24 protein-coding genes, 1 tRNA gene and 1 pseudogene are annotated in these 24,621 nt (G+C 69.6%); 18 read left to right on the forward strand and 8 right to left on the reverse strand.

All coding sequences use genetic code 11. The annotated features are described in order from the left end of the window. The 7 genes and pseudogenes from QM634_RS15100 to QM634_RS15130 form a co-directional block, all read left to right on the forward strand. Positions 1-474: pseudogene (locus tag QM634_RS15100) on the forward strand (hypothetical protein); the annotation flags it as partial. Positions 475-1,483: 1,009 nt separating this feature from the next. Beyond that, positions 1,484-2,302: a hypothetical protein gene (locus QM634_RS15105; protein WP_415043620.1), complete on the forward strand. Its 819-nt coding sequence runs from the start codon at positions 1,484-1,486 to the stop codon at positions 2,300-2,302. Next, the gene (locus QM634_RS15110; protein ID WP_415043598.1) at positions 2,299-3,186 is read left to right on the forward strand and encodes a hypothetical protein; all 888 of its coding nucleotides are present in this window, start codon (positions 2,299-2,301) and stop codon (positions 3,184-3,186) included. Before QM634_RS15105 ends, QM634_RS15110 begins: the two co-directional genes overlap by 4 nt. Continuing rightward, complete coding sequence (locus tag QM634_RS15115) at positions 3,176-3,910, forward strand: ABC transporter ATP-binding protein (protein ID WP_415043599.1); 735 nt, start codon at positions 3,176-3,178, stop codon at positions 3,908-3,910. Before QM634_RS15110 ends, QM634_RS15115 begins: the two co-directional genes overlap by 11 nt. Further along, the gene (locus tag QM634_RS15120) at positions 3,907-4,641 is read left to right on the forward strand and encodes a hypothetical protein (RefSeq protein ID WP_415043600.1); all 735 of its coding nucleotides are present in this window, start codon (positions 3,907-3,909) and stop codon (positions 4,639-4,641) included. The genes QM634_RS15115 and QM634_RS15120 overlap by 4 nt, the downstream gene beginning before the upstream one ends. Positions 4,642-4,689: 48 nt before the next feature. Continuing rightward, complete coding sequence (locus QM634_RS15125; protein WP_415043601.1) at positions 4,690-5,166, forward strand: limonene-1,2-epoxide hydrolase family protein; 477 nt, start codon at positions 4,690-4,692, stop codon at positions 5,164-5,166. Between the two features lie 22 nt (positions 5,167-5,188). Continuing rightward, entirely contained in the window at positions 5,189-5,641 is a 453-nt protein-coding gene (locus QM634_RS15130; protein WP_415043602.1) for an SRPBCC family protein, read from the forward strand. Between the two features lie 2 nt (positions 5,642-5,643). On the opposite strand, the gene arsC is transcribed toward QM634_RS15130, so the two are convergent. From arsC to glmU, 3 genes are read right to left on the reverse strand one after another with little or no spacing between them, the layout of a single operon-like run. Then, positions 5,644-5,985: an arsenate reductase (glutaredoxin) gene (arsC, locus tag QM634_RS15135; RefSeq protein ID WP_415043603.1), complete on the reverse strand. Its 342-nt coding sequence runs from the start codon at positions 5,983-5,985 to the stop codon at positions 5,644-5,646. After that, the gene (locus QM634_RS15140; RefSeq protein WP_415043604.1) at positions 5,986-6,963 is read right to left on the reverse strand and encodes a ribose-phosphate diphosphokinase; all 978 of its coding nucleotides are present in this window, start codon (positions 6,961-6,963) and stop codon (positions 5,986-5,988) included. A gap of 41 nt (positions 6,964-7,004) precedes the next feature. Beyond that, entirely contained in the window at positions 7,005-8,462 is a 1,458-nt protein-coding gene (gene glmU, locus QM634_RS15145) for a bifunctional UDP-N-acetylglucosamine diphosphorylase/glucosamine-1-phosphate N-acetyltransferase GlmU (RefSeq protein WP_415043605.1), read from the reverse strand. 123 nt (positions 8,463-8,585) lie between these two features. Between glmU and QM634_RS15150 the strand changes: the two genes are divergently transcribed. The 9 genes from QM634_RS15150 to QM634_RS15190 all read left to right on the forward strand — a co-directional run bounded on the left by QM634_RS15150 (position 8,586) and on the right by QM634_RS15190 (position 16,029). Next, on the forward strand, positions 8,586-9,341 hold the full coding sequence (locus QM634_RS15150) for an SDR family oxidoreductase (RefSeq protein WP_415043606.1): 756 nt from the start codon (positions 8,586-8,588) through the stop codon (positions 9,339-9,341). A gap of 72 nt (positions 9,342-9,413) precedes the next feature. After that, positions 9,414-9,485, forward strand: a tRNA-Gln gene (locus QM634_RS15155). Between the two features lie 48 nt (positions 9,486-9,533). Continuing rightward, positions 9,534-9,818, forward strand: coding sequence for a type II toxin-antitoxin system Phd/YefM family antitoxin (locus QM634_RS15160; RefSeq protein WP_415043607.1), 285 nt, complete (start codon positions 9,534-9,536; stop codon positions 9,816-9,818). Beyond that, on the forward strand, positions 9,815-10,231 hold the full coding sequence (locus QM634_RS15165) for a type II toxin-antitoxin system VapC family toxin (protein WP_415043608.1): 417 nt from the start codon (positions 9,815-9,817) through the stop codon (positions 10,229-10,231). Before QM634_RS15160 ends, QM634_RS15165 begins: the two co-directional genes overlap by 4 nt. A 423-nt stretch (positions 10,232-10,654) precedes the next feature. Beyond that, positions 10,655-11,500, forward strand: coding sequence for a hypothetical protein (locus tag QM634_RS15170; protein ID WP_415043609.1), 846 nt, complete (start codon positions 10,655-10,657; stop codon positions 11,498-11,500). A gap of 117 nt (positions 11,501-11,617) precedes the next feature. Then, positions 11,618-12,856, forward strand: coding sequence for an oxygenase MpaB family protein (locus QM634_RS15175; protein ID WP_415043610.1), 1,239 nt, complete (start codon positions 11,618-11,620; stop codon positions 12,854-12,856). A gap of 10 nt (positions 12,857-12,866) precedes the next feature. Beyond that, positions 12,867-13,544: a TetR/AcrR family transcriptional regulator gene (locus tag QM634_RS15180; protein WP_415043611.1), complete on the forward strand. Its 678-nt coding sequence runs from the start codon at positions 12,867-12,869 to the stop codon at positions 13,542-13,544. Continuing rightward, entirely contained in the window at positions 13,541-15,061 is a 1,521-nt protein-coding gene (locus QM634_RS15185; protein ID WP_415043612.1) for an acetyl-CoA acetyltransferase, read from the forward strand. Before QM634_RS15180 ends, QM634_RS15185 begins: the two co-directional genes overlap by 4 nt. Before the next feature lie 113 nt (positions 15,062-15,174). Next, positions 15,175-16,029 carry a SecDF P1 head subdomain-containing protein gene (locus QM634_RS15190; protein WP_415043613.1) on the forward strand — a complete coding sequence of 285 codons (855 nt, stop codon included), beginning with the start codon at positions 15,175-15,177 and terminating at the stop codon, positions 16,027-16,029. A 15-nt stretch (positions 16,030-16,044) separates the two neighbouring features. Here the strand turns inward: QM634_RS15190 and QM634_RS15195 are convergent, their stop codons facing one another. From QM634_RS15195 to QM634_RS15210, 4 genes are all read right to left on the reverse strand, one after another. After that, positions 16,045-16,608: a TIGR03086 family metal-binding protein gene (locus tag QM634_RS15195; protein ID WP_415043614.1), complete on the reverse strand. Its 564-nt coding sequence runs from the start codon at positions 16,606-16,608 to the stop codon at positions 16,045-16,047. Continuing rightward, positions 16,608-17,096 (reverse strand): SRPBCC domain-containing protein, encoded by a 489-nt coding sequence (locus QM634_RS15200; protein ID WP_415043615.1) that lies wholly within the window; start codon positions 17,094-17,096, stop codon positions 16,608-16,610. The genes QM634_RS15195 and QM634_RS15200 overlap by 1 nt, the downstream gene beginning before the upstream one ends. Beyond that, positions 17,093-17,446, reverse strand: a complete 354-nt coding sequence (locus QM634_RS15205) for an ArsR/SmtB family transcription factor (RefSeq protein ID WP_415043616.1) — start codon at positions 17,444-17,446, stop codon at positions 17,093-17,095. Before QM634_RS15205 ends, QM634_RS15200 begins: the two co-directional genes overlap by 4 nt. A 135-nt stretch (positions 17,447-17,581) precedes the next feature. Then, a complete protein-coding gene (locus tag QM634_RS15210; protein WP_415043617.1) occupies positions 17,582-18,094 on the reverse strand; it encodes a GNAT family N-acetyltransferase in 513 nt (170 codons plus the stop codon). 204 nt (positions 18,095-18,298) lie between these two features. Here QM634_RS15210 and mfd point away from each other — a divergent pair, with 204 nt between their 5' ends. After that, positions 18,299-21,853 carry a transcription-repair coupling factor gene (gene mfd, locus QM634_RS15215; protein WP_415043621.1) on the forward strand — a complete coding sequence of 1,185 codons (3,555 nt, stop codon included), beginning with the start codon at positions 18,299-18,301 and terminating at the stop codon, positions 21,851-21,853. A gap of 70 nt (positions 21,854-21,923) precedes the next feature. Continuing rightward, complete coding sequence (locus QM634_RS15220; RefSeq protein ID WP_415043618.1) at positions 21,924-23,393, forward strand: MazG family protein; 1,470 nt, start codon at positions 21,924-21,926, stop codon at positions 23,391-23,393. A 6-nt stretch (positions 23,394-23,399) separates the two neighbouring features. Here the strand turns inward: QM634_RS15220 and efeB are convergent. Beyond that, positions 23,400-24,621, reverse strand: a 1,222-nt coding sequence (gene efeB, locus QM634_RS15225) for an iron uptake transporter deferrochelatase/peroxidase subunit (protein ID WP_415043619.1), incomplete at its 5' end; no start/stop codon positions are given.

The following is a 24,621-nucleotide window of genomic DNA, read 5'->3' on the forward strand; positions in this document are numbered from 1 at the left end:
GCACCCGGCGCAGCCCCGGGTGTGCCGGGTGTGCCGGGCGCGGTCGCTCCCGGCGCAGTGCTGCCGGGTGCGCCCGCCGCGCCGGTCACCGTCACGGCATCGCCTCCTGTGGTGAACAACAGCATCACCGTTGCGCCGGAGAATCGCGGGTTTTGGCGCAGTACTGGTGGTATCGCCACCCTGCTCGGGATCGTCGCCTTGGGCAGTGGTGTCCTCACCAACGCCGATCGTCTCTTCCGCCGCTACAGCGGGGTGGAGCCGGGCGCGCATGCTTACGCAGAGGGCGGACCTTCCCACGACGACGGCTACGGGTCGTACGCCGAGCAGCCATACGCTGAAGAGTACGGCGCGCACGAGTACCAGGAGCACGACGACCAGGGCTACCCGGAACAGCAAGCCAACGTGCAGGTGTCTGCAGATCCCGATGCCGGCACCGAAGAAAGCGCCGACGCTGGACCTCGAGCCGATGACTGAGGCGGTGATCGCCGCCGACACGGCTGCGGTCGAATCGGTGCACCTGGATCTGCCCGACGCGCCGGTCGTATCGCGAGGACAGTCCGGTGGCCGAGCGCGCCGTTGGCCGGCCGTGGCCCTGATCGTCCTCGGGAGCATTCTCGTCGTCGCGCCGTTTGCCCTAGGTCTGTTCGCCAAGGTCGCGGCCGGGCAGCAGCTCTTGGACAGATTCACGCCGCTGCTCAGCGACGACAGCCTGGCGCGCTACGACGGTGATCTGCGATTTCTGGGTGAGGCGGCCGGGACCGTCGACGAGTTGGCGTCGACCTACCGTGTCCCGCCCGGCCGGTACCCGGGGGTGCAGGCCTATCGCGTCGAGGCGTCGACGATCAACGCCCACGGTGTCGGGCTGATCGCCGACGTGCGCGCCGCGCGGGAGGATTTCAACAGCCTCGCGACGATCGGCGGCCTCGATCGCCTGCCCCTGCTGCTCGTCGTGGCGGGTATCGCCATCGGTGGAGGCGGCGTGGCCGTTCTGCGCTCGAACGGCCGCGGTGCGCGACTCGGAGCACTCGCCGCGGCACTGGCCGGGCTGGGACTGGTCGGTTTCGTTGCCACCAGCGAGGATCCTCGGTATCGCCGGTCCGGCCGACCGACTGGTCGACCGCTTCGAACCGATAATGAACGAGCAGCAGGTGCGCACACTGCAGTCAGATTTTGTGACCGTTGTCGGCGCCGTCGGCGACATCGACACGGGGTACCCGGGCGTACCGGTGTCGACCTCTCACGCCGCCGCCCTCGGCCGTTTGAAGGCGCAGTGGCCGCAGACCTCGCGAGACCTCGCCGACCTGGTCGGCCAGATCAACGACAACCTCGCCAACTATCGATCGCTCAAGTCGCTCGGACGGCTGTCGCCGATTCCCGGGGTCAGCGGTTGGCAGTTGGTGCCGGGCGTATGCGTGGCCGCCGGAGCGTTGGCCGTTGGTCTCGCGGCACTGGCGCTTCGGCCGCAACGAAAGGAATCACACTGATGAATCGACTGACCAAGACCATCGCGCTGCTCGCGGCGGCGGCTGTGTCCGCCGCGTCGATGACGGCGTGCTCGTCGGGCGACGGACACTCCGACGGACAGCTGGTCGGGCTATTCCGGTTCACCCCCGGGTCTGCCGACGGAGGCCGGTTGAGCGGCACCTGGTTCCGGATGCTCCAGCCCGGTGGGACGGTGGAGAACGGTCCCTACATGGCGAATCAAAGCTCGCCGGCCGATGGCGGTAAGGCCACTCTTCTCGAGCCGGGAACATCCGGTGGGTTGCGCACCGGGGCCTATCAAAGCGAACCGAGCCCCTCGTTCGGTGCGAACGGGGACTCCTTCGCCGATGCGATCATGAAGCCAACGAAGTTCTTCGCCGTCCGTTTCGGTACGTCGACCAACCAGACCGACCCGCAGACGCGTACCGAACTTCCGCCGCCCACCATCACCGCGAAGAACGGCAAGCTCACGGCGGACCTGTCATCCTGGGCGGCGTCGTGGAACGGGCAGGAGTTCAACCAGGGCGCGCCGAAGCCGGTAAACAACACCGGTGCGTCGGCGCCGGGCCAACAGGCCGCCAGCCGAGCCTGGGATTGGGTCGCCAACAAGTGGCTCGACGTGCCGGAGAAGGCGACAGTCACCGGTGAGTCCGCGACCGGGACGATCGACAAAGACGATCACTTCGTCCTCACGTGGACCAGTCACATCGCCGGTGGTCCGTTCAACGGGTTCACCGGAATTTGGCACCTGGAGGGCGTCTTCGAGCCCGCAGCAGCAGAACCGTCGGCCGCCCGCGACCAACCCGGGGGTGGGAGATGAGCGGCGACCGCCCAAGTAGGGCCGTGATTCTGACGCGTGCGGTCGCGGCCGCAGTCGTACTCACGGCGGGGCTCAGCGCTCTGCAATTCGCCGGTAGCGACTCCGGCGGATTCCGCGTCGTCGGTGCGGTCGTCGACAAGAAGCCCCAGAGCTCCGAGAAGGATGGTGGTCCACTCAAGACGCCGCCGTTGGCGCTGCCCCCGGCCGGCGGGGTCGGTGTGTTGCCGGTGCCTCAGCTCGGTGCACCGCCGGCCGGCGGCGTGACGGGGCTTGCCGCGCCGGTACCGGGTGGCGGGGGATTGGCCACACCGTCCCCGGGTGGCTCTGGCGCTCCGGGTGCGCTGCCCGGGGCACCGGCGCTCACCAGCCCGGACGGGCAGGACTGGCGGCCCAGCACCAGCTGCCCAGACTGGCCGGCGCCGCTACCCGAGCAGCAGGGTGGATTGTCGTCGATGATCAACCTTGCGCCGATGGCGGGCCCGTTCATGTCTGAGGCGTTCGCGTTGGGTTCGGTCTACCAGCCGATCCTCAGCCTGGCCGGACCCCTGCTCGCCGAAATCGAGCCGGTCATCGCGGCCAACCTGCCGTGGATCAACCCGATCATCGACCAGGCCCAGGCGGTGGGCGCGACGGTGCTCGAGGCGATCTTGCCGTACTACGGACCGTATCGGCAGCAACTCCTCACGCTGGAGGGGAGCATCGCGCGCGATCTGACACCCATCTTGCAACGCCTCGCGTCGACGCCGCAGGCCGTCTGCTTTGTGGCGTGGCAGGCCAAAGCCATCCGAGACGCGAAGGGGGGTCGACTCACCGTCGCCTCGTTGGCGCACCCGGGTGAGCGCGTGCTGCTGTCACCCGACGGCAAGGGCCGACGTGTCAGGTGACCACGGGTCGACGGTCCGACGAGGGGTGGCCGTCGACTCGGCGGTGAAGCTCAAGGATGGGCGCACGGTGCTCCGCGGAGTCACCTTCACTGCGCGGCCCGGTGAGGTCACCGCACTCCTCGGGCCCAACGGGGCCGGCAAGACGACACTTCTGCGCGCAGTGGTCGGGCTGGAGCGGCTCACGTCGGGAACGGTGCGCGTCGAGGGTGGGAGCCTCGCCGACGCACCGGTCCCCGCGAGACTGGTCGGTGCTGTACTCGACGTGGAGGGCTACGCACCCGCCCGCTCTGCGCGCACCCAACTCGAACTCATCTCGACGGCGAGCGGACTTCCCCTGGGGTCGGCCGATCGCGCACTGCGGTTGGTGGGCCTCGGCGAGTACGGCGCCGAGCGAATCGGGCGGTTTTCTCTGGGCATGCGCCAGCGGTTGGCTTTGGCCGCGGCGCTGATCGGGGAACCTGACGTCCTCGTCCTCGACGAGCCGCACAACGGACTGGATGCGGGTGCGATTCGTTGGCTTCGCGAGGTGCTGCTGCGCTACGCCCGAAGCGGTCGCACGGTGCTCATCTCGACGCATCTGTTGTCCGAGGTGGGGTCGTTGGCAGACCGGATAGTTGTTCTGCTGGACGGAGACATCGTCGTCGACGTGCCGGCCGTCGACTGGACCACCGACGGTGAGCGTGCGGTCGAGGAGAGGTACTTGGCCCGAGTGGGAGAGCTGTGACCGCGCTGACGGGAAGGGCGTGGATCGTCGAGCTGCGCAAGGCCGCCAGCACGCCGGCCTTGGTGGTCGCACTGGTGCTGGCGATGGTCTCCGTGCCGCTGTCCACCCTCGTCGTGGTGAATCACAACGATCCGTCCGGGTCGCTGACCGCCGTTCGCATCGCGACTTCGACCGTGTTGATCCCGATCATCGTCTTCGGACTCTGGGGTTCCTACGCGACAACGGTGGAATACGAGCAAGGGGCAATCGTGGGTAGCCTGCTCGCTGTTCCGCGGCGGTCGGCCTTCTACCTCGCGAAGGTCGCGGCGGTGGCGTCGGTGACGGCGACCTCGGTGACCCTCTCGCTCGCGGGGGCGGTACTGGTCGTCCTCGCGGCCACACCTGCGCCGGGGCGCGCGACAGGGCAACTGTGGGTGCTGCCGCTGGTCGGTCTCGTGGCCGCTGGGGTGGCCGCGGTCGGTGTGGCGGTCGGCTTCCTGTTGCGTGGTTCGCTCATTTCCGCGATTGCGCTCGTCCTCGCCCTGTTGGGGCCGCAGGCTTTGGGGCCGGCCCTCGGTGTGGCGCGGCGGTGGGTGCTCGGATCTGGTCCCGGGTCACTGGTCTCACGTGCTGTCGGCGGCAGCCAGGGGGTGGACGTCGTCGGCTGGCCGACCGGCGCGGCCATCCTCCTCTGCGTCGTCGCGATCACGTTGGTTGCCGGATGGCGAGTTTTCGCCCGAGCCGACCACTGACGCGCCGATTCTCCGGACAACGGAGTCCTCGGCGGGTTAGCTGATCTCATGGGGACGACCGACACCGCTGCCATCGAGCTGACCACCGGATTCCTCCGGGATCTGGCCAACCATCGCGTCGACGAGGCGCTGACCGTCGTCGGCGACGACATCCTGTACGAGAACGTCGGATTCCCGGCGGTCCGCGGCAAGAAGCGCTTCCGACGGGCGATGCTCGGCCTCAACAGCGGTCCGGTCCGGTTCGACGCGGAGATCCTGTCCATCCTCGCCGAGGACGGCCTGGTGTTGAACGAGCGGATCGACGTGCTGGCCATCGGGCCGCTGCGGATGCGGTTCTGGGTCTGCGGCCGCTTCGAGGTGCGCGACGGGAAGATCGTCGTCTGGCGCGATTACTTCGACGTCTTCGACTGCACCAAGGCCTTCCTGCGCGGGATCGTGGGGCTGGTCGTCCCGTCGGTGGTCAAACCGATTCGATCCATCACCGACACCGACACCGACATCGCCGCCCTGCCGGGCGCGCGGTAGCGGCCCGACACCAGGAGGAGCCATGGCAAGCACGTACTCGATCAGCCGCACGACTGTCGTCGACGCACCGGCGTCGGCGGTCTACGACCGCGTCGCCGATCTGCACCGCTGGCGCGAGTGGTCGCCGTGGGAGGGCCTGGACGCCGACCTGCAGCGCGACTACTCCGGCGCCGAGCAGGGCGTCGGCGCGCGCTACGCGTGGAGCGGCAACCGCAAGGCCGGGCGCGGGACCATGGAGGTCGTCGCCGCCGAGCCGACGAGCGCCGTCGACGTGGCGGTGACCTTCGAGAAGCCCTACAAGTCGACCAGCACCAGCCGGTTCCGACTCGAGCCGGACGGCTCGTCGACGAGGGTCACCTGGACGATGGTCGGGCCGCAGTCGCTGTTCAGCAGGCTCGGTCTGCTCGACCGGATGATGGGCAAGGACTTCGAGAAGGGCCTGGCCCAGCTGAAGACCGCCGCCGAGAGCGGGTAGGCCTAGAGGATCTCGTCGACGCTCTCGATCGGGCGGGCCAGGCGGGTGCCCTTGTCGGTGACGACGAACGGGCGCTCCACCAGCACCGGGTGCTCGACCATCGCGTCGAGGATCTGCTCGTCGGAGGCCTGCGCGAGGTCCAACTCCTTGTACAGCGGCTCGCGTTTGCGGGCCGCCTGCGCCGGGGTGAGACCGGCGTCGGCGAACAGCTGCCGGAGCTGATCGCGGGTCCACCCCTCGTCGAGGTACTTGACGACCGTCGGCTCCACGCCCGCCTCGCGCAGCTTGTCCAGCGTCTTGCGCGACGTGGTGCAGCGGGGGTTGTGGTAGATGGTCGCGGACATCTAGGCGCTGCCGTTGAACAGGCTGGTGACCGACCCGTTCTCGAAGACCTCGCGGATGGTCTGGGCCAGCAGCGGGGCGATGGAGAGGACGGTGAGGTTCTCGAAGCGCTTCTCCGGCGGGATCGGCAGCGTGTCGGTCGCGATGACCTCCTTGGCGCCGCAGTTGGCCAGGCGCTCGGCGGCCGGGTCGGAGAAGACGCCGTGCGTGGTGGCGATGATGACGTCACCGGCGCCCGCGTCCTTGAGGACCTTGACCGCGCCGGCGATGGTGCCGCCGGTGTCGATCATGTCGTCGATCAGCACGCAGGTGCGGCCGTCGACGTCGCCGACGACGCGGTTGGACTTCACCTGGTTGGGCACCAGCGGGTCGCGGGTCTTGTGGATGAAGGCCAGCGGGGCGCCGTTGAGGGCGTCGGCCCACTTCTCGGCGACGCGCACGCGGCCCGAGTCCGGGGAGACGACGCAGATGTTGTCGGTGCCGTACTGCTCGCGGACGTACTCGGCGAGCTGGCCCTGGGCGTGCATGTGGTCGACCGGACCGTCGAAGAAGCCCTGAATCTGGTCGGTGTGCAGGTCGACGGTGATGATGCGGTCGGCGCCGGCGGTCTTCATCAGGTCGGCGATGAGGCGGGCCGAGATGGGCTCGCGGCCGCGGTGCTTCTTGTCCTGGCGGGCATAGGGGTAGAACGGCAGGATCACGCTGATGCGCTTGGCCGAGCCGCGCTTGAGGGCGTCGATCATGATCAGCGCCTCCATCACCCACTCGTTGAGGGGCGCGGGGCAGCTCTGCAGGACGAAGGCGTCCGAGCCGCGGACCGACTCCTCGAACCGCACGAAGATCTCGCCGTTGGCGAAGTTGCGCGCCGTCTGCGGCGTGACCTTGACGCCCAGGTCGTTCGCGACGGCCTCGGCCAGCTCGGGGTGGGCGCGCCCGGAGAACAGCATCAAGTTCTTGCGGTTGTCGACGGTCCAGGTCATGGCATTCTCAATCTGCACTCGGGTGTAGCTCGGGCTGGGGGCTATTCGGTTGTGTCGTCGGACTTCTCGGCGGCCTCGGCGGCGCGCGCCGCGGCAGAGTCGGGACGCTTGCGCGCTACCCATCCCTCGATGATCCGTTGGTCTCCCGCGGAGACGCTCAGCGCCCCCGGGGGAACATCTTGCCGCACGACGGTCCCGGCTCCGGTGTAGACCCCGTCGCCGACGGTGACCGGCGCGACGAACATGTTGTCCGAGCCGGTGCGGCAGTGCGATCCGATGACCGTCTGGTGCTTGTTCTCACCGTCGTAGTTGACGAAGACGCTCGACGCGCCGATGTTGGTCTGCTCGCCGATCACGGCGTCGCCGACGTAGGTCAGGTGCGGCACCTTGGAACCGCTGCCGATCTTCGCGTTCTTGGTCTCGACGAAGGTGCCGATCTTGCCGTCTGCCCCCAGGTCGGTGCCCGGGCGCAGGTAGGCGAACGGGCCGACGGTCGCGCCGGCGCCGATCCGGGCGCCCGAACCGTGGGTGCGGATCACCTGGGCGCCCTCGCCGATCTCGACGTCGGTGAGGGTCGAGTCGGGGCCGACGACCACGTCGGTCGCGATGGCGGTCGTCCCGTGCAGCTGGACCCCCGGTTCGATCCGGACGTCGGGGGCGATCGTCACGTCGACGTCGATCCACGTGGTGAGCGGGTCGACGATGGTGACGCCGGCGAGCTGGTGGCGCCGCAGGACACGGCGGTTGAGCTCGGCGCCGAGGTCGGCGAGCTGGGCGCGGTCGTTGCAGCCGGCGACCACGGCGGGGTCGTCGACGACGTGCGCGCGCACCGCCTTGCCGTCGGTGTTGGCGATCTCGACGACGTCGGTCAGGTAGTACTCGCCCTGCGCGTTGTCGGTGGACAGGGAGCCGAGCGCCGAGCGCAGCGTGGCCGCGTCGAAGGCGTAGATGCCGGCGTTGACCTCGGTGATGGCGCGCTGGGCCTCGTCGGCATCCTTGTGCTCGACGATCGCGGTGACCTGGCCGTCGGGACCGCCGGCGCGCACGATGCGGCCGTAGCCGGTCGGATCGTCGGCGATGAAGCTGGTGAGGGTCACTGCGGAATCGTCATGGGTCGTCAAGAGCGCCTCGAGGGTGGAGCCGTCGAGGAGCGGGGCGTCGGCGACGGTGACGAGCACCGTGCCGTCGAAGTCGTCGGGCAGGGCGGTCATGCCCGCGCGGGCGGCATCGCCGGTGCCCAGCGGCTGGTCCTGCTCGGCGATGAGGACCTCGCGGCCCAGACCGTCGGCGATCTCGCCGATCGCGGCGGTCACCCGCTCGCGCTCGTGGCTCACGACGGCGATCAGGAAGTCCGGATCGATGGCGGCCGCGCCGTGCAGGGCGTGGCCGACGAGGGTGCGCCCGCCGATGGCGTGCAGGATCTTCGGCGTCTTCGACTTCATCCGCGTACCCGCGCCCGCGGCGAGCACGATGACCGCGCGTTGGCCGGTTTCCGACATCAGCGTCCTCAAGTAGGTGAATCGACGACGACCAAATCCTACTGCGGACCGATAACGTGATGGCCGGACGGTTCCTCGGACCAGCCGACGGACCCAGATTCCCGAGATGGATGGAGCAGCTTGATGAGCGGACAGAAGGTAGCGATCGTCACCGGTGCGGCACGCGGCATCGGAGCCGGGGTGGCCAAGCGGCTGGCGGCCGACGGCATGGCGGTCGCGGTGCTCGACCTGGACGCCGACGCCTGCGCGGCGACCGTCGACGCGATCACCTCCGCCGGTGGCAAGGCGCTCGCCGTCGGCGCCGACGTCTCCAACGAGGAGTCGGTGGCGGCGGCCGTCGACAAGATCGCCGCCGAGCTCGGGCCGCCGGTGGTCCTCATCAACAACGCGGGCATCATCCGCGACAACATGCTCTTCAAGATGACCGTCGACGACTGGGACTCGGTCATGGCCGTGCACCTGCGCGGGGCCTTCCTGATGAGCCGCGCCTGCCAGAAGCACATGGTCGACGCCGGCTGGGGCCGCATCGTCAACCTGTCGAGCACCTCGGCGCTGGGCAACCGCGGCCAGGCCAACTACTCGGCGGCCAAGGCGGGCATGCAGGGCTTCACCAAGACCCTCGCGATCGAGCTGGGCAAGTTCGGCATCACCGCCAACGCGATCGCCCCCGGATTCATCGAGACCGAGATGACGCAGGCGACCGCGGCGCGCATGGGCGTGGACTTCGAAGAGTTCAAGAAGTTCAGCGCCGCCCAGATCCCGGTCGCCCGCGTCGGCGCCCCCGAGGACATCGCGCACGCCGCGTCCTTCTTCGCCAGCGAGGGTGCCGGCTTCACCTCAGGCCAGGTCATCTACGTCGCGGGCGGCCCCAAGGACTAGCCCAAACCCGGGCGACCGGGGGTGCCCCGCTGTGGCAGAATCGCAGCGGCGGCGCTCTCCGGGCCGCCACCATCCGCCGTGGTGTAATCGGCAACACTCCTGATTTTGGTTCAGGCATTTCAGGTTCGAGTCCTGGCGGCGGAGCATTTCGAACACGTCCCAATATCTAGTATGTAGATGCTAGAATGGGGTATGAAGACGATCACGATGACCGAGTTCAACCAGCGGGTCTCCGCGGTGACGCGCGAGGTGATCGAACGGGGCGAGGCGGTGCGCGTCACCAATCGCGGGCGCGTCGTCTTGCGAGTCGTTCCCGAGCCCGTCGGTGCGGCCAGTGGGGTAGAGGCGCTGATCGAGGCGGGACTCGCAAATCGTCCGAAGCGGCCGCACGCGCGATGGGCCGGCCGACCTTCCGTCGTACTGTCGCGGTCGGTCGAGGAGCTGCTCGACGAGGTGCGCGGGGACACCGAGCCGTGACGGCTGCGGCGAGCGCACGGCGCACCTGGTACCTGGACTCCTCGGTCGCCCTCTACATCCTGCTGGCGCAAAGCGAGCATGCCGCACGATGGTTCGACGAGCGAGCGGAAGCGGGCGACGACCTCGTTTCCTCCCAACTCCTGGTGCTCGAGATCGTTCGCGCGTTGCGTCGGGAATCGCTCGATGTGGCGCTGGGCCACGAATTCGTGGACGAACTCACGCTGCTCGGCGTCGACAACGCCCTGATCGGTGAGGCGGCGGCCATCCGCCCGCACGTCAGGTCCTTGGACGCCCTCCACCTGGCCAGTGTGCAGCGGCTCGGCGCCGGCTCGGCCACGGTTGTCACGCATGACGCCACGATGGCCCGCGTCGCCGACGGTCTCGGGTTCGACGTCTACGACCCCATCGTCTGAGTCGCGGACAAGGGTTTCGCCTCCCGCCCGATCGGTGCGCTGGACCCATTCATATGTGACGTCGGTCACAATTAGGAATTTTCTTTCACGTGCCCGCGGAGGACGAAAAGTTTCGTCGATGTTTCGCTCGGTGGTAGTCGAGATTTCTCCGCGCTGTCCGATTTGGGCGACGCGGAATCGGCATTCACAGTTGTTTACATGGCGTAAACATTTGGCCTCGTCCGACCACTCAACACGCAGGTCACAGCGATTTGCCGAGCCGATCACGGATCGGTAAACCTACCTGTGACAGCGCTGAGCAGCAGCTAAGACGCAGTCGTTTGGAGTGGATATCTCGGCAACGACGCCGGTCCAACAACAACCCGCCCCGCCGATTCATTTCGAATAGGTGCGAATCGGCGGAAACACGAAAGTGAGTCAGAAATGAAAACTCTTACTAAGGGCGTTGCAGCGACCATCCTGACCGGCACGGCCCTCACCTTCGGTGCCTCGTTCGCGAACGCGGCTCCGGTGCACTACGCCTCCAAGAAGGTTCCGACCGCCTCGTCGGCCAAGTTCAACCCGAACGTGGTCACCACGGGCATCGCCCCCGGGATCACCTACACCGGCAACTCCCACTCGGGCGCCACCGAGCTCAAGACCCCTTGGGGCACCTTGAACACGGCTCCCGGCAAGGTGGCGGTCTCCGACTCGGCCGGCCGATCGGTCTTCGGCAACCCGTCGAAGGTGCAGTCGCCCCTCGCCGGTCCGGTGAAGGCCGCAACCGGCGCGATCGACGCCGCCGCTCCCGGCGCGCGCCAGAACGCACTGACCGCCGCGACCGGCGTGCCGCAGTGGCAGCCGCCGATCGAGGTCGTCAAGGCGCTGCAGCCGCAACTGACCGGTGTCGCCAAGCAGCTGGCCCCGCAGCGGACCGCCGCCGGTGCCACTGATGCGGCCGCCAAGAAGATGACCGCCGATGAGAAGGCCGAGGCGATGCAGAACGCCATCGGCATCGTGGGCACCAACTTCGGTCTGGCCTACGGCGTCGGCGCCATGGTCGGCGGCGTCGGTGGCGCGATCGTCGGTTGCCCGCTGGGCATCATCGGCCTCTCGCCGGTCGACGCGGTCTTCGGTCCGATCGCCGGCCCGGTGCTCTCCTGCACGATCGGCGCGGGCACCATCGGTACCACCACCGCGATCGTCGGTGGCGCGGTTCTGGGCGCCCCGGTCGGTATCGCGACGGCCGTCCAGCAGGCCGCGATCCTGCAGCAGAAGGGCGCGATCTGATCGCCAGGTGATCCAACCCCGGCCCTAGCGGCCACGGATCCGAAAGGGCCGCCGAGCACCAGCTCGGCGGCCCTTTCCGTCGTTTCGAGCGGTGAGACGATGTGCTAAATTCGTCTCATGGCAGCCCCCAGTAGTGCCCCCGCACAACCGGTCGCCGAGCAGCCGCCGCACCGATTCGGCGCGGCGCCCGAGCGTGGTCGGCAGATCGGCAAGATGCTGCGGGCCTATTGGCACCTGCGTCGGCCCACCGACGAGGAGCTGGCCACGATCGGGCAGGGATTGATGCGTCGCGACGAGCCGGCCGCGGCCCTCGTCGCCGCCATGCGACTGCCCGAGGGGGATCCGCACCGCGTCACGATGCGCGAGTTCCACACCGCGCTGGCCCACGGCGTGCCCGACGACGCGCCCGCCGCACTGCGCGACTTCTTCGCCGTCGTCGAGAACACCCCCGACTGGCTCGACCTCGACCTGTGCAACAGGGGGGCGCAGGTCAACCGCGGATTCGGCCGCAACGCCAGCGATGTGCTGCTGCAACTCGGACTGATCGGCGGCTACCGCTTCGGCGGCCCGGTCGACCTGCTCGCCGAGACCGGCGGGCTCCGCGCGAAGACGGCCAAGCGGCGCCTCGGCGAGACCCAGACGTGGGCGATCGCCGTCGCCCAACACGACGGCATGCGCCGCTTCGGCGAGGGCTGGAAGCTGACCGTGCACGTCCGACTGATGCACGCGCTGGTCAACGACAACTTCGAGCGCAACGGGCGCTGGGACGTCGAGCAGTGGGGTCTGCCGATCAACCAGGCCGACCTGGCGTCGACCCTCAACCTGTTCTCCGGCGCCCTCATGATGGGCGTGCGCGCACTCGGTGTCCCGGTCACCAAGGACGAGTCTGCGGCGCTGATGCACCTGTGGAAGTACGTCGGGTGGCTGATCGGCGTCGACGACGACTGGCTGTTCGACGACGAGCGCGACCAGCACCAGCTCAGCTACAACGTCCTGCAGGTGCAGAGCGACGTCACCGACGCCGGCGCGCAACTCTCGGGCGCCCTCGTCGACGTTCAGCGCGAGCTCGACTACAAGCGGGCGCCGTGGCTGGCGTCGCGGTACGAGCGCGAGCGCCTGCTCAGCATGCTCGAGGGCTTCCTCGGTCCGCGCGGCATGCGCGACCTGCGGCTGCCGCAGCGCCCGCCGTGGGCCTTCGGCGTCGCGTGGGTGCGCAACATCGTCGGCTACCAGATCATCGGCCGCACGCCGCTGCGCCGGCGCTACCTCGAATGGCGCGGTCGCAAGGCGAGTGAACTCGCCATGTACCGGCACTTCGGCGACGACGCGGGCGAGATCGGCAAGCTGCCCGTCTAGGCTTCTCCTCATGGCACAGCCCCGGACGCGCATGACCGGCACCCAGCGGCGCGCGCAGCTCATCGAGGTCGCGCGCGGCCTGTTCGCCGAGCGCGGTTACGAGGCCACCTCGATCGAGGAGATCGCCCAGCGCGCCGGTGTCTCCAAGCCGGTGGTCTACGAGCACTTCGGCGGCAAGGAGGGCCTCTACGCCGTGGTCGTCGACCGCGAGATGGAGACACTCCTGGAGATGATCACCTCGTCGCTGTCGACGAATCGCTCGCGCTTCCGGGTGCAGCAGGTGGCGCTGGCGCTGCTCACCTACATGGAAGAGCGGCCCGACGGCTTCCGCATCCTCGCCCGCGGCGGCGGCGGCGCCGACGGTGGGGAGACGACGTACTCGAGCCTGCTCAACGACGCCGTGAGCCAGGTCGAACACATCCTCGGCGAGGACTTCGAGCGGCGCGGCTTCGACTCCAAACTCGCCGCGCTCTACGCCCAGGCCCTCGTCGGCATGGTCGCCAACACCGCCCAGTGGTGGCTCGACGTGCGCGAACCGGCCAAGGAGGTCGTCGCCGCCCACCTGGTCAACCTGTGTTGGAACGGCCTGACCCGCCTCGACCCCGAACCCGAACTCGTGACGGCCGACTACGTCGAGCCGACCGCGGTCACCGTGCACCCGAAGAAATCCAAGAAGAGCGAGAAATGACGATCAATCCCTCCACGCCCGTCCTCGTCGGAGTGGGCCAGGTTTCCGAGCGCCTCGACGACCCCGACTACCGCGCACTCTCCGCGGTCGACCTCGGCGCGGCGGCCGCCCGTGCGGCGCTGGCCGATGCCGGCCTGGCGTCGTTGGACCGGCTCGACCTGGTCGTCGGCGTCCGTCAGTTCGAGGTCTCGCACCCGAAAGCGGTGGCGCCCCTCGGCCGCTCGGACAACTACCCGCGTTCGGTCACCGACCGCCTCGACCTGGAACCGGGGCACGCGGTGTACGACGTCGTCGGTGGGGACAGTCCGCAGCGGCTCGTCGCCGAGGCCGGTGCGCGCATCGCGGCCGGCGAGATCGATTCGGCGCTGCTCGTCGGCTCCGAGGCGATGTCCACCGCGCGGCACTTCGCCGATCGCGACGATGCACCCGATCACGTCGAGCATCGCGGCGGGCAGCTCGAGGACCGCGGTTACGAGATCGAGGACATGATCACCGCCTCGCAGGTCCGCTACGGATTGGTCGGGCCGCCGCCGCAGTACGCGCTGCTCGAGCACGCCCGCCGCGGTCGTCTCGGCCTGTCCCGCGAGTCCTACGCCAAGACGATGGGCGAGTTGTTCGCGCCGCTGTCGGAGGTCGCCGCCGACAACCCGCACTCGGCCGCGCCCACGGCGCGCAGCGCCGCCGAACTCATCGAGGTGACCCCCAAGAACCGGATGGTCGCCGATCCGTACCCGCGCTTCCTCGTCGCCCGCGACCAGGTGAACCAGGGCGCCGCGGTGCTCCTGACGTCGGTGGGACGGGCGCGCGAACTGGGCATCGACGAGTCGCGTTGGGTGTTCCTGCACGGCCACGCCAAGGCGCGCGCCCCGCGGATGGTCGAGCGCCCGGACATGGGGGAGTCGCAGACGGCGACCGCCGCGCTGCGCGGGGCGCTCGACTCGGCCGGCGTCGGGGTCGAGGACATCGACTGCTTCGACATCTACAGCTGCTTCCCGGTCGCGGTGTTCGCGGCGTGCGACGCCCTCGACCTCGCCCCCGACGACCCGCGCGGGCTCACCCTCACCGGCGGCCTCCCGTACTTCGGCGGCGCCGGCAACAACTACTCGATGCACGCGATCGCCGAGGCCGTCGACCGCGCGCGCCGCACACCGGGGAGTCGTGCCCTCGTCGCCGCCAACGGCGGGATCATCTCCAAGTACGCGGTCGGCATCTACTCGACCGAGCCGCGCGAGTGGCAGCCCGGCGTCGACCCGCAGCCGCAGCTCGATGCCGTGCCGCTCGTCGAATCGGTCGACGAATACGACGGCGAGGCGGCCGTCGAGACGTTCACGGTCATGCCGTTCGCCGGCACCGAGATGGGAATCCTGGTGTGCCGGAACGACGCCGGTCAGCGCTTCTTCGCCCAGGCCGATCCGGCCGACGAGCAGCTGACCGAACTGCTGGCCACCGGGGAGCCGCTGGGTCGTCGGGTCGCGGTGACCACCTCCGACGGCCGAAACCTGGCCCGCCTGGCCTGACACTTCCGCCGACCGTGCCCAGTATTTCGCCGAGCGTGCCCAGTATTTCGCCGAGCGTGCCCAGATTTTCGCCGAGCGTGCCCCCGGCGAGCCTGGCTGGCACACTTGAACGCGTGAAACGCGCACCTATCGCTGTCCTCGCCCTCCTCCTGCCCCTGGGTCTGCTCGTCGGCTGCTCACGCGACTCGTCGACGTCGGACAAGGGGGGCCGCGTCGAGTTCGGCGTCGAATCGATGCAGTCGACCGACGGCGAGTTCCCGCCGGGAGCGGACAAGGCCAAGCTCGTCGACGAGACCGTGACGACGCTGACCGCGCGGCTGACCAAGGCGGGTCTCAAGGATCCGAAGGTGGAGGCCGGCACGAACGGCGACACGGTCACCGTCAGCACGGCCAGCGGCAGCGGCGACGACATCACCGCGTTGGCCGGCTCCGGTGGCCTGCGCATCCGACCGGTTTTGTTCGACGCCCCCGCCAGTGCGGAGAACGAGGGCCTCGACGTCGAGCTCCGGCAGGCCAACCCGGAGACCCCGCAGGCCGAGATGGCACGTCGCGCACAGATGCTGAAATGCGGCGGCGACGACCCCCTGCTCGGCCGCGACGAGGCGTCGGCGTTGCTGGCGACCTGCTCGGCCGACGACAAGACCGTGTACTCACTGGGCCCGGCGCTTGCCGCCGACCGCGATGTCACCACTGCCGTCCCCGGACAGGTGGACGGCAAGTGGACGGTCAAGGTCGGCCTCGCGCCGCAGGCGCAGGAGCGGGTCTCCCAGTACACCTCGGCGAACAACGGCAAGTCGCTCGCATACGTGCTCGACACCCGCGTCGAGACCGCGGCGAAGGTCGACGGGCCCAGCAACGGGGAGGCCGCGATCAGTGGGAACTCCGGGTTCACCGAGGCCGAGGCGAAGAACCTTGCCACGGTCCTGGTCAGTGGTCCGCTGCTGGTCCGGTTGGTGCCGAAGAGCTGACTCTCGGGCCCGACCTCAGGGGCGCCAAGCCGGGTCGCGGCCGATGAAGCCGATGAGCCGGTCCTGGGCGGACGCCTCGTCGGGGACGGGAACCGCGGGTCCGTACTGACCCGACGAGCGGATCATCTCCTCCGCGGCCGCCATGCCCTCGACCATCGTGGCGCAGGTGTCCTCGTCGAGCCGATCGTCCTGGCCGGTGGCCCGCGCCAGGTCCCAGGTGTGCATGAACACGTCCGATGTGTAGAAGAGGTCGATCGCGCTCCCCAGTGGCATGGTGCCCAGATTCGGGTGGGTGAACTCCTGGTCCGCCGTCGGACCGTCGAGCAACGTCTGAACGTGCTCGGTCTGGTGGCGCCACGCGCCGACGGGGTCGTCGGCGACGCCCGGTCCCGGTGGTAGCTCCACGCCGCCGACCGCGAGGACCTCCGGGAACCAGGTGAGCAGGTGGTCGACGACGTCGCGGGCCGTCCAGTCGGGAACCGGTGCCGGTGCGGACCAGTCGGTCGTGCCGGCGACGCGGTCGCCGAAGGTCGTGGCCACCGAGCGGTGTCGATCGGAGGGATTGGTGGGCAGTGCCATCAGAGCGCGTCCCCGGCCAGCAGGTCGTCGAGCTTGGCATATCCGTCTCTGACCCCGACCTCCATGCCGCTGCGCAACCAGGCGTCGCGGCTGTCCATGCTGTCGACGAGGGATTGCGCGATCAGCCGGGTGCGCCCGTTGCCGAGGTCTTCGACGGTCATCGTCTCCAGCGACACGCCGTCCGGCTCGCCGGTGAAGGTGAACGTCTGCACGATCTTGTCGTCGGTGATCTCGTGGAAGGAACCGTAGAAGGAGTACTCCTCGTCGCCGCGCATGTGCGTGAACGCCCAGCGGCCACCACGACGGGCGTCCCAGTAGTCGATCCGACCGGTCAGATCCTTCGGGCCGCTCCACCGGATATAGAGGTCGGGGTCGAGGTGGGCCTTGATGATCTGCTCCGGGGTCGCGTCGAACTCCCGCGTGATCGTGATGAGGGGGAGGGTCGGGTGGGCCTCGATGGTGGCCTCCGGGTGGGTGGTCGTGCTCATGATGCTGCTCCTCGGTCGGGTTTGTCGTCGGTTTCCTGCATCGCGGCGAGCACGGCGTCGAGGCGCTGGTAACGCTCCTCGGCCTGCCGGCGGTACCGCTCGATCCACGCGGTCATCAGGTCGAACACCTCCGCTTCCAGATGGACCGGCCGGGTTTGCGCCTGGCGCCCGCGCGTGACGAGGCCGGCGTCGCCGAGCACTTTGAGGTGCTTGGAGATCGCCTGCACGCTCACGTCGTACGGTTGCGCGAGTTCGCTCACCGTCGCGTCGCCCTCGGTCAGCCGGGCGACGATGTCGCGCCGCGTCGGGTCGGCGAGGGCCGAGAACACCAGAGACAGTCGGTCGGTCATTAGCCATCCTTTTCAACCGGGTGGTTGAATAACTGTCTCACCGCGATCCCGAGTTGTCAACCGTTTGGTTGAATAACCTCGCCGAGCGGACTGTTGATTCCGCCGAGTGGACCCTCGATCACGCCGAGTGGGCGATCAGCGGACCAGGCTGTACTGCAGGATCGCGACGTCGATCCACTTGTCGAACTTGAATCCCACGCGCCGTAGGACGCCGGCCTCGACGAATCCGTGTCGACGATGAAGTGTCAACGAGCCCTCGCCGGGCAGTGCGATGAGTGCGAGGATCTCGCGAACGTCCGTGTCACGGGCCGCGGCCAGCATTGCTGAGACCAACGCACTTCCGACGCCGCGTCGTTCCAACCCCGGCGCGACGTAGACCGTGTGCTCGCAGGTGTGCGCATAGGCGGCACGATCGCGGAACGGACTGAGGTACGAAAATCCGAGGACCCGATCGTCGTGGTCGACGGCCACGAGGAAGGGGCGGCCCGCGCTCCGCACTGCTTCGAGCTTGGACCTCCAGCCGTCCGCCGAGCGGGCCTCGGTGTCGAATGTCGCGACCGAGGTCGTGACATAGTGCGCATAGATGTCGGCGACGGTCGGGCAGTCGGTAGGGGATGCCGTGCGGATGCTCATCGGGTGGTCGGTCATGGGACTACGGTTGCACACCCCGACATCGCCCACTCGGCGGGATTCGCCGCCCACTCGGCGGGATTCGCCGCCCACTCGGCGGGATTCGCCGCCCACTCGGCGGGATTCGCCGCCCACTCGGCGGAATTGGGGAGTCCACTCGGCGTGGATAGACTCGACCGAGTGTCGTCGAACCCGATCCGAACCCCTGCGACCGCGGGAGCGATGCGCGGATTGGCCGGCGCGGTCTGCGCCGACGAGGCCTTCGCGGGGCTGACCAAGCACCTCCACGACCCTGAACTGGCGATCGCCGCGCCCGACGCCGCCCGACCGTTCGCGGTCGCCGCGCTGGCGCAGGCCGACGACCGTCCGCTCCTGGTCGTCTCGGCCAACGGGCGCGAGGCCGAGGACCTCGTCACCGAACTGGGCGAGCTCCTCGACGACCCGGACTCGGTGGCGCTGTTCCCGTCGTGGGAGACGCTGCCGCACGAGAAGCTCTCGCCCAGCGCGGACACCGTCGGCCAGCGACTGGAGGTGCTCCATCGGCTCGCCGATCCCGGCGACCGCCCGCTGAAGGTCGTGGTCACGACCGTCCGCTCCGTGGTCCAGCCGATGGCGCCGGGACTGGGGAAGCTGCGCGCCATCACCCTGCGCGAGGGCGACGAGACCGACTTCGACGGGCTGATCGCGAGCCTGGTCGAGATGGCCTACGAGCGCGTCGACCTGGTCGGGCGGCGCGGCGAATTCGCCGTGCGCGGCGGCATCCTCGACATCTTCCCGACGACCGCCGATCACGGCGCCCGCGTCGAGTTCTTCGGCGACGAGATCACCGACGTGCGCGCCTTCTCCGTCGCCGACCAGCGCACCCATCCCGAAATCGACCCCGGGCCGGTCCGCATCCACGCCTGCCGCGAACTGCTGCTCACCGACGGCGTCCGCAACCGTGCCATGGCCCTGCTCGACGACCAGGGCGAGGGCAGCGACCTGACGTCGATGCTCGCCAAACTCTCCGAGGGCATCCCGGTCGAGGGGATGGAGGCGCTCATCCCACTGCTCGTCGCCGGTGAGATGGAACTGCTGACCGAGGCGATCCCGCCGCAAACCCTGGTGCTGCTGCTCGACCCGGAGAAGATCCGCACCCGCGCCGCCGACCTCGCCGCGACCGGCAAGGAGTTCCTCGATGCCGCGTGGACCGCCGCCGGCATGGGCGGCGACGCACCCCTGGCCACCGAGTTCGCCGCCAGCGCCTACCGCGGCATCGACGAGGTCAAAGACGCCACCACCGCCTCGGGCCGCCGCTGGTGGACCCTCAGCCCACTGAGCACCGGCGCCGACGACGAGGTCGTCCTCGACGTCACCGCCGGCCCCGCTCCGCGCGGGCACGAGGACGAGATCGCCGCGACCTTCGCGCAGTTGCGCGCCCACGTCGGTGCCGGTGGTCGTGCGGCGATCGTCGTTGCGGGCAAGGGCACCGCGGCGCGCGTGGCCGAGCGGCTCGGCGAGGCCGAGGTCCCGGCGACGACGGCCGACGACGGGCGTGCGCCCGTCCCGGACGCGGTGACGATCTACCACGGCACCCTGCGGCACGGGATCGTCTGTCCGACGAGCAACGTCGTCGTCGTGACCGAGGCCGACCTGTCGGGCACCCGGGTGGCCGGTACCCGCGACGGCCGCAAACTCGGCGCCAAGCGCCGCAACCAGGTCGACCCGCTGGCGCTCACCGCCGGCGACCTGGTCGTCCACGACCAGCACGGCATCGGAAAATTCGTCGAGATGATCGAGCGCACCGTGTCCGGCGCCCGCCGCGAATACCTCGTCATCGAATACGCGCCGAGCAAGCGCGGGCACCCCGGCGACCGCCTCTACGTGCCGATGGACTCCCTCGACCAGCTCTCCCGCTACGTCGGCGGCGAGGCGCCGTCCCTGTCGAAGCTGGGCGGGTCGGACTGGCAGAACACCAAGCGCAAGGCACGCAAAGCGGTGCGCGAGATCGCCGGCGAACTCGTCCAGCTGTACGCCGCCCGCAACGCGGCGCCCGGTCACGCCTTCGCCCCCGACACCCCGTGGCAGCGCGAGATGGAGGACGCCTTCGACTTCACCGAGACGCAGGATCAATTGACCGTCATCGCCGAGGTGAAGGCCGACATGGAGCGGCCGGTGCCGATGGACCGAGTCATCGTCGGCGACGTCGGCTACGGCAAGACCGAGATCGCGGTGCGCGCGGCGTTCAAGGCCGTGCAGGACGGCAAGCAGGTCGCGGTGCTCGTCCCGACGACCATCCTCGCCCAGCAGCACCTGCAGACCTTCACCGAGCGCATGGCCGACTTCCCGGTCACCATCCGCGGGCTGAGCCGCTTCACCGACGCGGCGCAGGCGCGCGAGACGCTCGAGCAGATGGCCGACGGCAAGGTCGACATCGTCATCGGCACCCACCGGTTGCTGCAGACCGGGGTGCGCTGGAAGGACCTCGGCCTGGTCATCGTCGACGAGGAGCAGCGCTTCGGCGTCGAGCACAAGGAACACATCAAGTCCCTGCGCACCCACGTCGACGTCCTGACGATGTCGGCCACCCCCATCCCGCGCACCCTGGAGATGTCGATGGCCGGCATCCGCGAGATGTCGACGATCCTCACCCCGCCCGAGGAGCGCCACCCCGTCCTGACCTACGTCGGCGCCTACTCGACCAAGCAGGTCGCCGCCGCCATCCGCCGCGAACTGCTGCGCGACGGTCAGGTCTTCTACGTGCACAACCGGGTGTCCTCGATCGACAAGACCGCCCGCGAGCTCGCCGAGCTGGTCCCCGAGGCGCGGATCGCCGTCGCCCACGGTCAGATGAACGAGGACCAGCTCGAGGCGACCGTCACCTCGTTCTGGAACCGCGAGTTCGACATCCTCGTGTGCACGACGATCATCGAGACCGGACTGGACATCGCCAACGCGAACACCCTGATCGTCGACCGGGCCGAACACTTCGGACTGTCGCAGCTGCACCAGCTGCGCGGCCGGGTCGGCCGAAGCCGCGAGCGCGGCTACGCCTACCTCTTCTACAGTCCTGACCGTCCGCTCACCGAGACCGCCTACGACCGGCTCGCCACCATCGCGCAGAACAACGAACTCGGCGCGGGCATGGCCGTCGCGCTCAAGGACCTCGAGCTGCGCGGTGCGGGCAACGTGCTGGGCGCCGAGCAGTCCGGCCACGTCGCCGGCGTCGGGTTCGACCTCTACGTGCGGCTCGTCGGAGAGGCCGTGCAGGCCTATCGCGCCGCCGCCGACGGCCGGCCCGTCGCCGCCGAGGAGCCCAAGGAGGTGCGCATCGACCTGCCGGTGGACGCGCACATCCCGGTCGACTACGTCGACGCCGATCGCCTGCGCCTGGAGGCGTACCGCAAGCTCGCCGCCGCGGGCAGCGACGACGAGGTGGCCGGCGTGCTGACCGAGCTGACCGACCGGTACGGGCCGCCGCCGGTGGAGACCGAGCGCCTCGCGGCGATCGCCCGGCTGCGGTTGTGCGCCCGCGATCTGGGCGTCACCGAGGTCGCGCTCGCCGGGTCCCAGATCCGGATCTCGCCGCTGCCCCTGCCGGACAGCCTGCAGGTGCGCCTCAAGCGCCTCTACAAGGCGGCCGTGTACCGCCCGACCACGCACACCGTGTCCGTGCCGATCCCGAAGTCCGGCGGCATGGGGTCGGCGCCGCTGCGCGACGAAGAGCTCATCGACTACCTCGTGAAGCTGCTGGCCGAGCTGACCCCGGTGGCGCCGTCGCCGAGCCCAAACGGGTGAGATTGGGCGGGGGAGCGCGCATTCGCCCGCCCGGTGGTGTGAAATACCAGTAGTCGAGAAATGGGGAGAGATGACCGTCGTCCTGTTGGATCCGCAGAGCCCGGACCTGCTGCCGCTCGCCGCCGCGCGGCTGGTGAACGGCCCGGTGCTGGTCACCGAGGACGTCGCCGCATCGGTGCTGTGGGCGCTCCCGCACGCCGAGGTGGCCGCCACCGACGACGGTGACCCGATGACGGTGCTGATCAGCACCGACCGCACCCATCCGCTCGTCGTCGCGCGCGAGCAGCGCGGCGAGGTCGTGCTCGCACCACCGGCCGAGCCCGCACCGCGCTCGGGCACCAAACTGCTCGACGCCGTGGCCCTGATGGACCGCCTGCGCACCACCGGCCCGTGGGAGAGCCGCCAGACGCACGAGTCGTTGCGCCGCTTCGTCCTCGAAGAGGTCTACGAGCTGCTCGACGCCATCGACGTCGGCACCACCCAGGACGTGCGCGACGAGCTGGGCGACCTGCTGCTGCAGGTGCTGTTCCACGCGCGGGTGGCCGCCGACGACCCCGACGAGCCCTTCGACATCGACGACGTGGCACAGGCCTTCATCGACAAGGTCACCCGCCGCACCCCCGGCGTCCTGTCCGGCGAGCACAGCGACCTGCAGCGCCAGATCGACGACTGGGAGGCCGCCAAGGCCGCCGAGCGCGACCAGGGCTCGATCCTCGACGGCATCGTCACCACCGCCCCCGCACTCGCGTTGACGCAGAAGGTGCTCGAGCGGATCGCCGCGGCCGGCTACCCCCGCTCGCAGGTCGACCCCGCACTGTTGGACGTGAGCGTCGAGATGGGCTCGGACTCGGTGGAGGACGCCACCCGCCAGCGGGCCCTGGACCTCATGGACATGGTCCGTGAGGCCGAGTCGCGGGCGCGCCAGGACGGCGTCGAGCTCGCCGAGCCGGCGCAGTGGCTCTACTACCTGGGTGCTGCGTCGGTGGACGTGCCGGCCGCGCCGGAACCAGTCGCCCCCGCACCCGCCCCCGACCCGGCATTCCCGACGCCGACCGCGCAACCGGTGCCGACCGCGCAACCGGCGCAGCAGCCGGCCTTCCAGCCGGTGTCGGAGCCGACGACCGACCCGCAGCGGTACACGATCGAACGGGTCGAGCAGCAGCCCGCCGTCGAGCCGCCGGAGCCGGCCGCGTTCTACCCGCCCGAACCGCAGTACGTCGCCCCGGAGTCGGGGTCGCGCTTCGTGGAGAGCGACGGCAAGGTCGATCCGGACCCGGTCATCACGCAGTTCCCCACGGTGATTCAGGCGAATCCGGTCGCGCCGGTCGTCGCCTCCTCGTCGGACGCCGCGTCGACGCAGGGTGGCGACAAGCGCACGGCCAAGGGTGACGAGCCGTGGACGATCCGCGTCTCCGACGAGCCCGAGGTCACCACCACCGTGCCGCGCCCGGACAACGCCGAGTCGCTGGTTGCGCGACCGGTGCGCCGACCCGCGCCCGACGAGCCGTCGGGCCGGATCATCTTCACCACCGAGGGCTGAGGGCGGCTAGGAGAACAGCCCCTGGCCCCACCACTGCCCGTCGTGCAGGCCGGGCGGGCAGGCGAAAAGCGCCGAGCCGTTGGGGATCAGGTATTCGGTGAGCGCGTCGTCGCGCATCAGTTTCGTCTGCATCGGCACGAACTGTTTGCCCGGGTCGCGGCAGAAGGCGATGAAGAATAGCCCGGCGTCCAGGTGGCCGAAGCCGTCCGAGCCGTCGGTGAAGTTGTAGCCGCGCCGCAGCAGTTGCACGCCGTTGTTGAAGTTCGGGTGGGCCAGCCGCACGTGGGAGTCGACGGCGATCATCGGCGACCCGTTGGCGGTGATGTCGAAGTTCGGATCGTCGAACTCGGCCTCTTGGCCCAGCGGTGCGCCGGAGCCCTTCTCGCGGCCGATGATCTGTTCCTGTTCGAGCAGGTTGGCGCGGTCCCACGGCTCGATGTCCATCCGGATCCGGCGCGTCACCAGATAGGTGCCGCCGGACATCCAGGACGCGGCACCGGGGTTGTCCTTGCCGTCGACCCACACCCAGTCGTCCAGCAGCGAGGTGTCCTCGGCGCGCAGGTTCGCCGTGCCGTCCTTGAAGCCGAACAGGTTCCGCGGGGTGTCCTGCGACCTCGTCGTCGAGGATGTTCGTCCGAAGCCCAGCTGGGACCAGCGGACCGCGACCACGCCGAACCCGAGACGAGCCAGGTTGCGGATCGCGTGCACGGCGACCTGTGGGTCGTCGGCGCAGGCCTGGATGCAGATGTCGCCGTAGGAGCGCTTCGAGTCGATCCGCTCACCGGGGAAGGCCGGCAGTTCGACCAGGGCCGCGGGTCGCCGCGACGCGAGGCCGAAGCGGTCCTTGGCCGTCGGGTTCGACGGCGTCGGCCCGAACAGGCCCGGCCCGAACCCGATGGTCAGTGTGAGGTTCGACGGGGGCAGTCCCAGCGCCTCGCCGGTGTCGGCGGGCGGCGTGTAGGGGCCCAGCCCGACGGCGCCGTCGGGGGTGGTTTCCTCGCCGCGCGTCATCCGCTCGGCCGCCGCGGTCCATGTCTTGAGCAGCTCGATGAGGGCTTTGCGGTCGTCGGTCACGACGTCGAAGGCGACGAAGTGCAGGCGGTCCTGCGCCTCGGTGACGATGCCCGCCTGGCGGTCGCCGCGGAACGGAACGCTGCCCTCGTGCGGCGCCGACGGCGCGGTGGATCGGCCCACCGCGCCGCCGGCCACGGCCGCGCCCCCGACGACC

The sequence above is a fragment of the Gordonia sp. (in: high G+C Gram-positive bacteria) genome (assembly GCF_047606305.1).
GTDB lineage: Bacteria > Actinomycetota > Actinomycetes > Mycobacteriales > Mycobacteriaceae > Gordonia.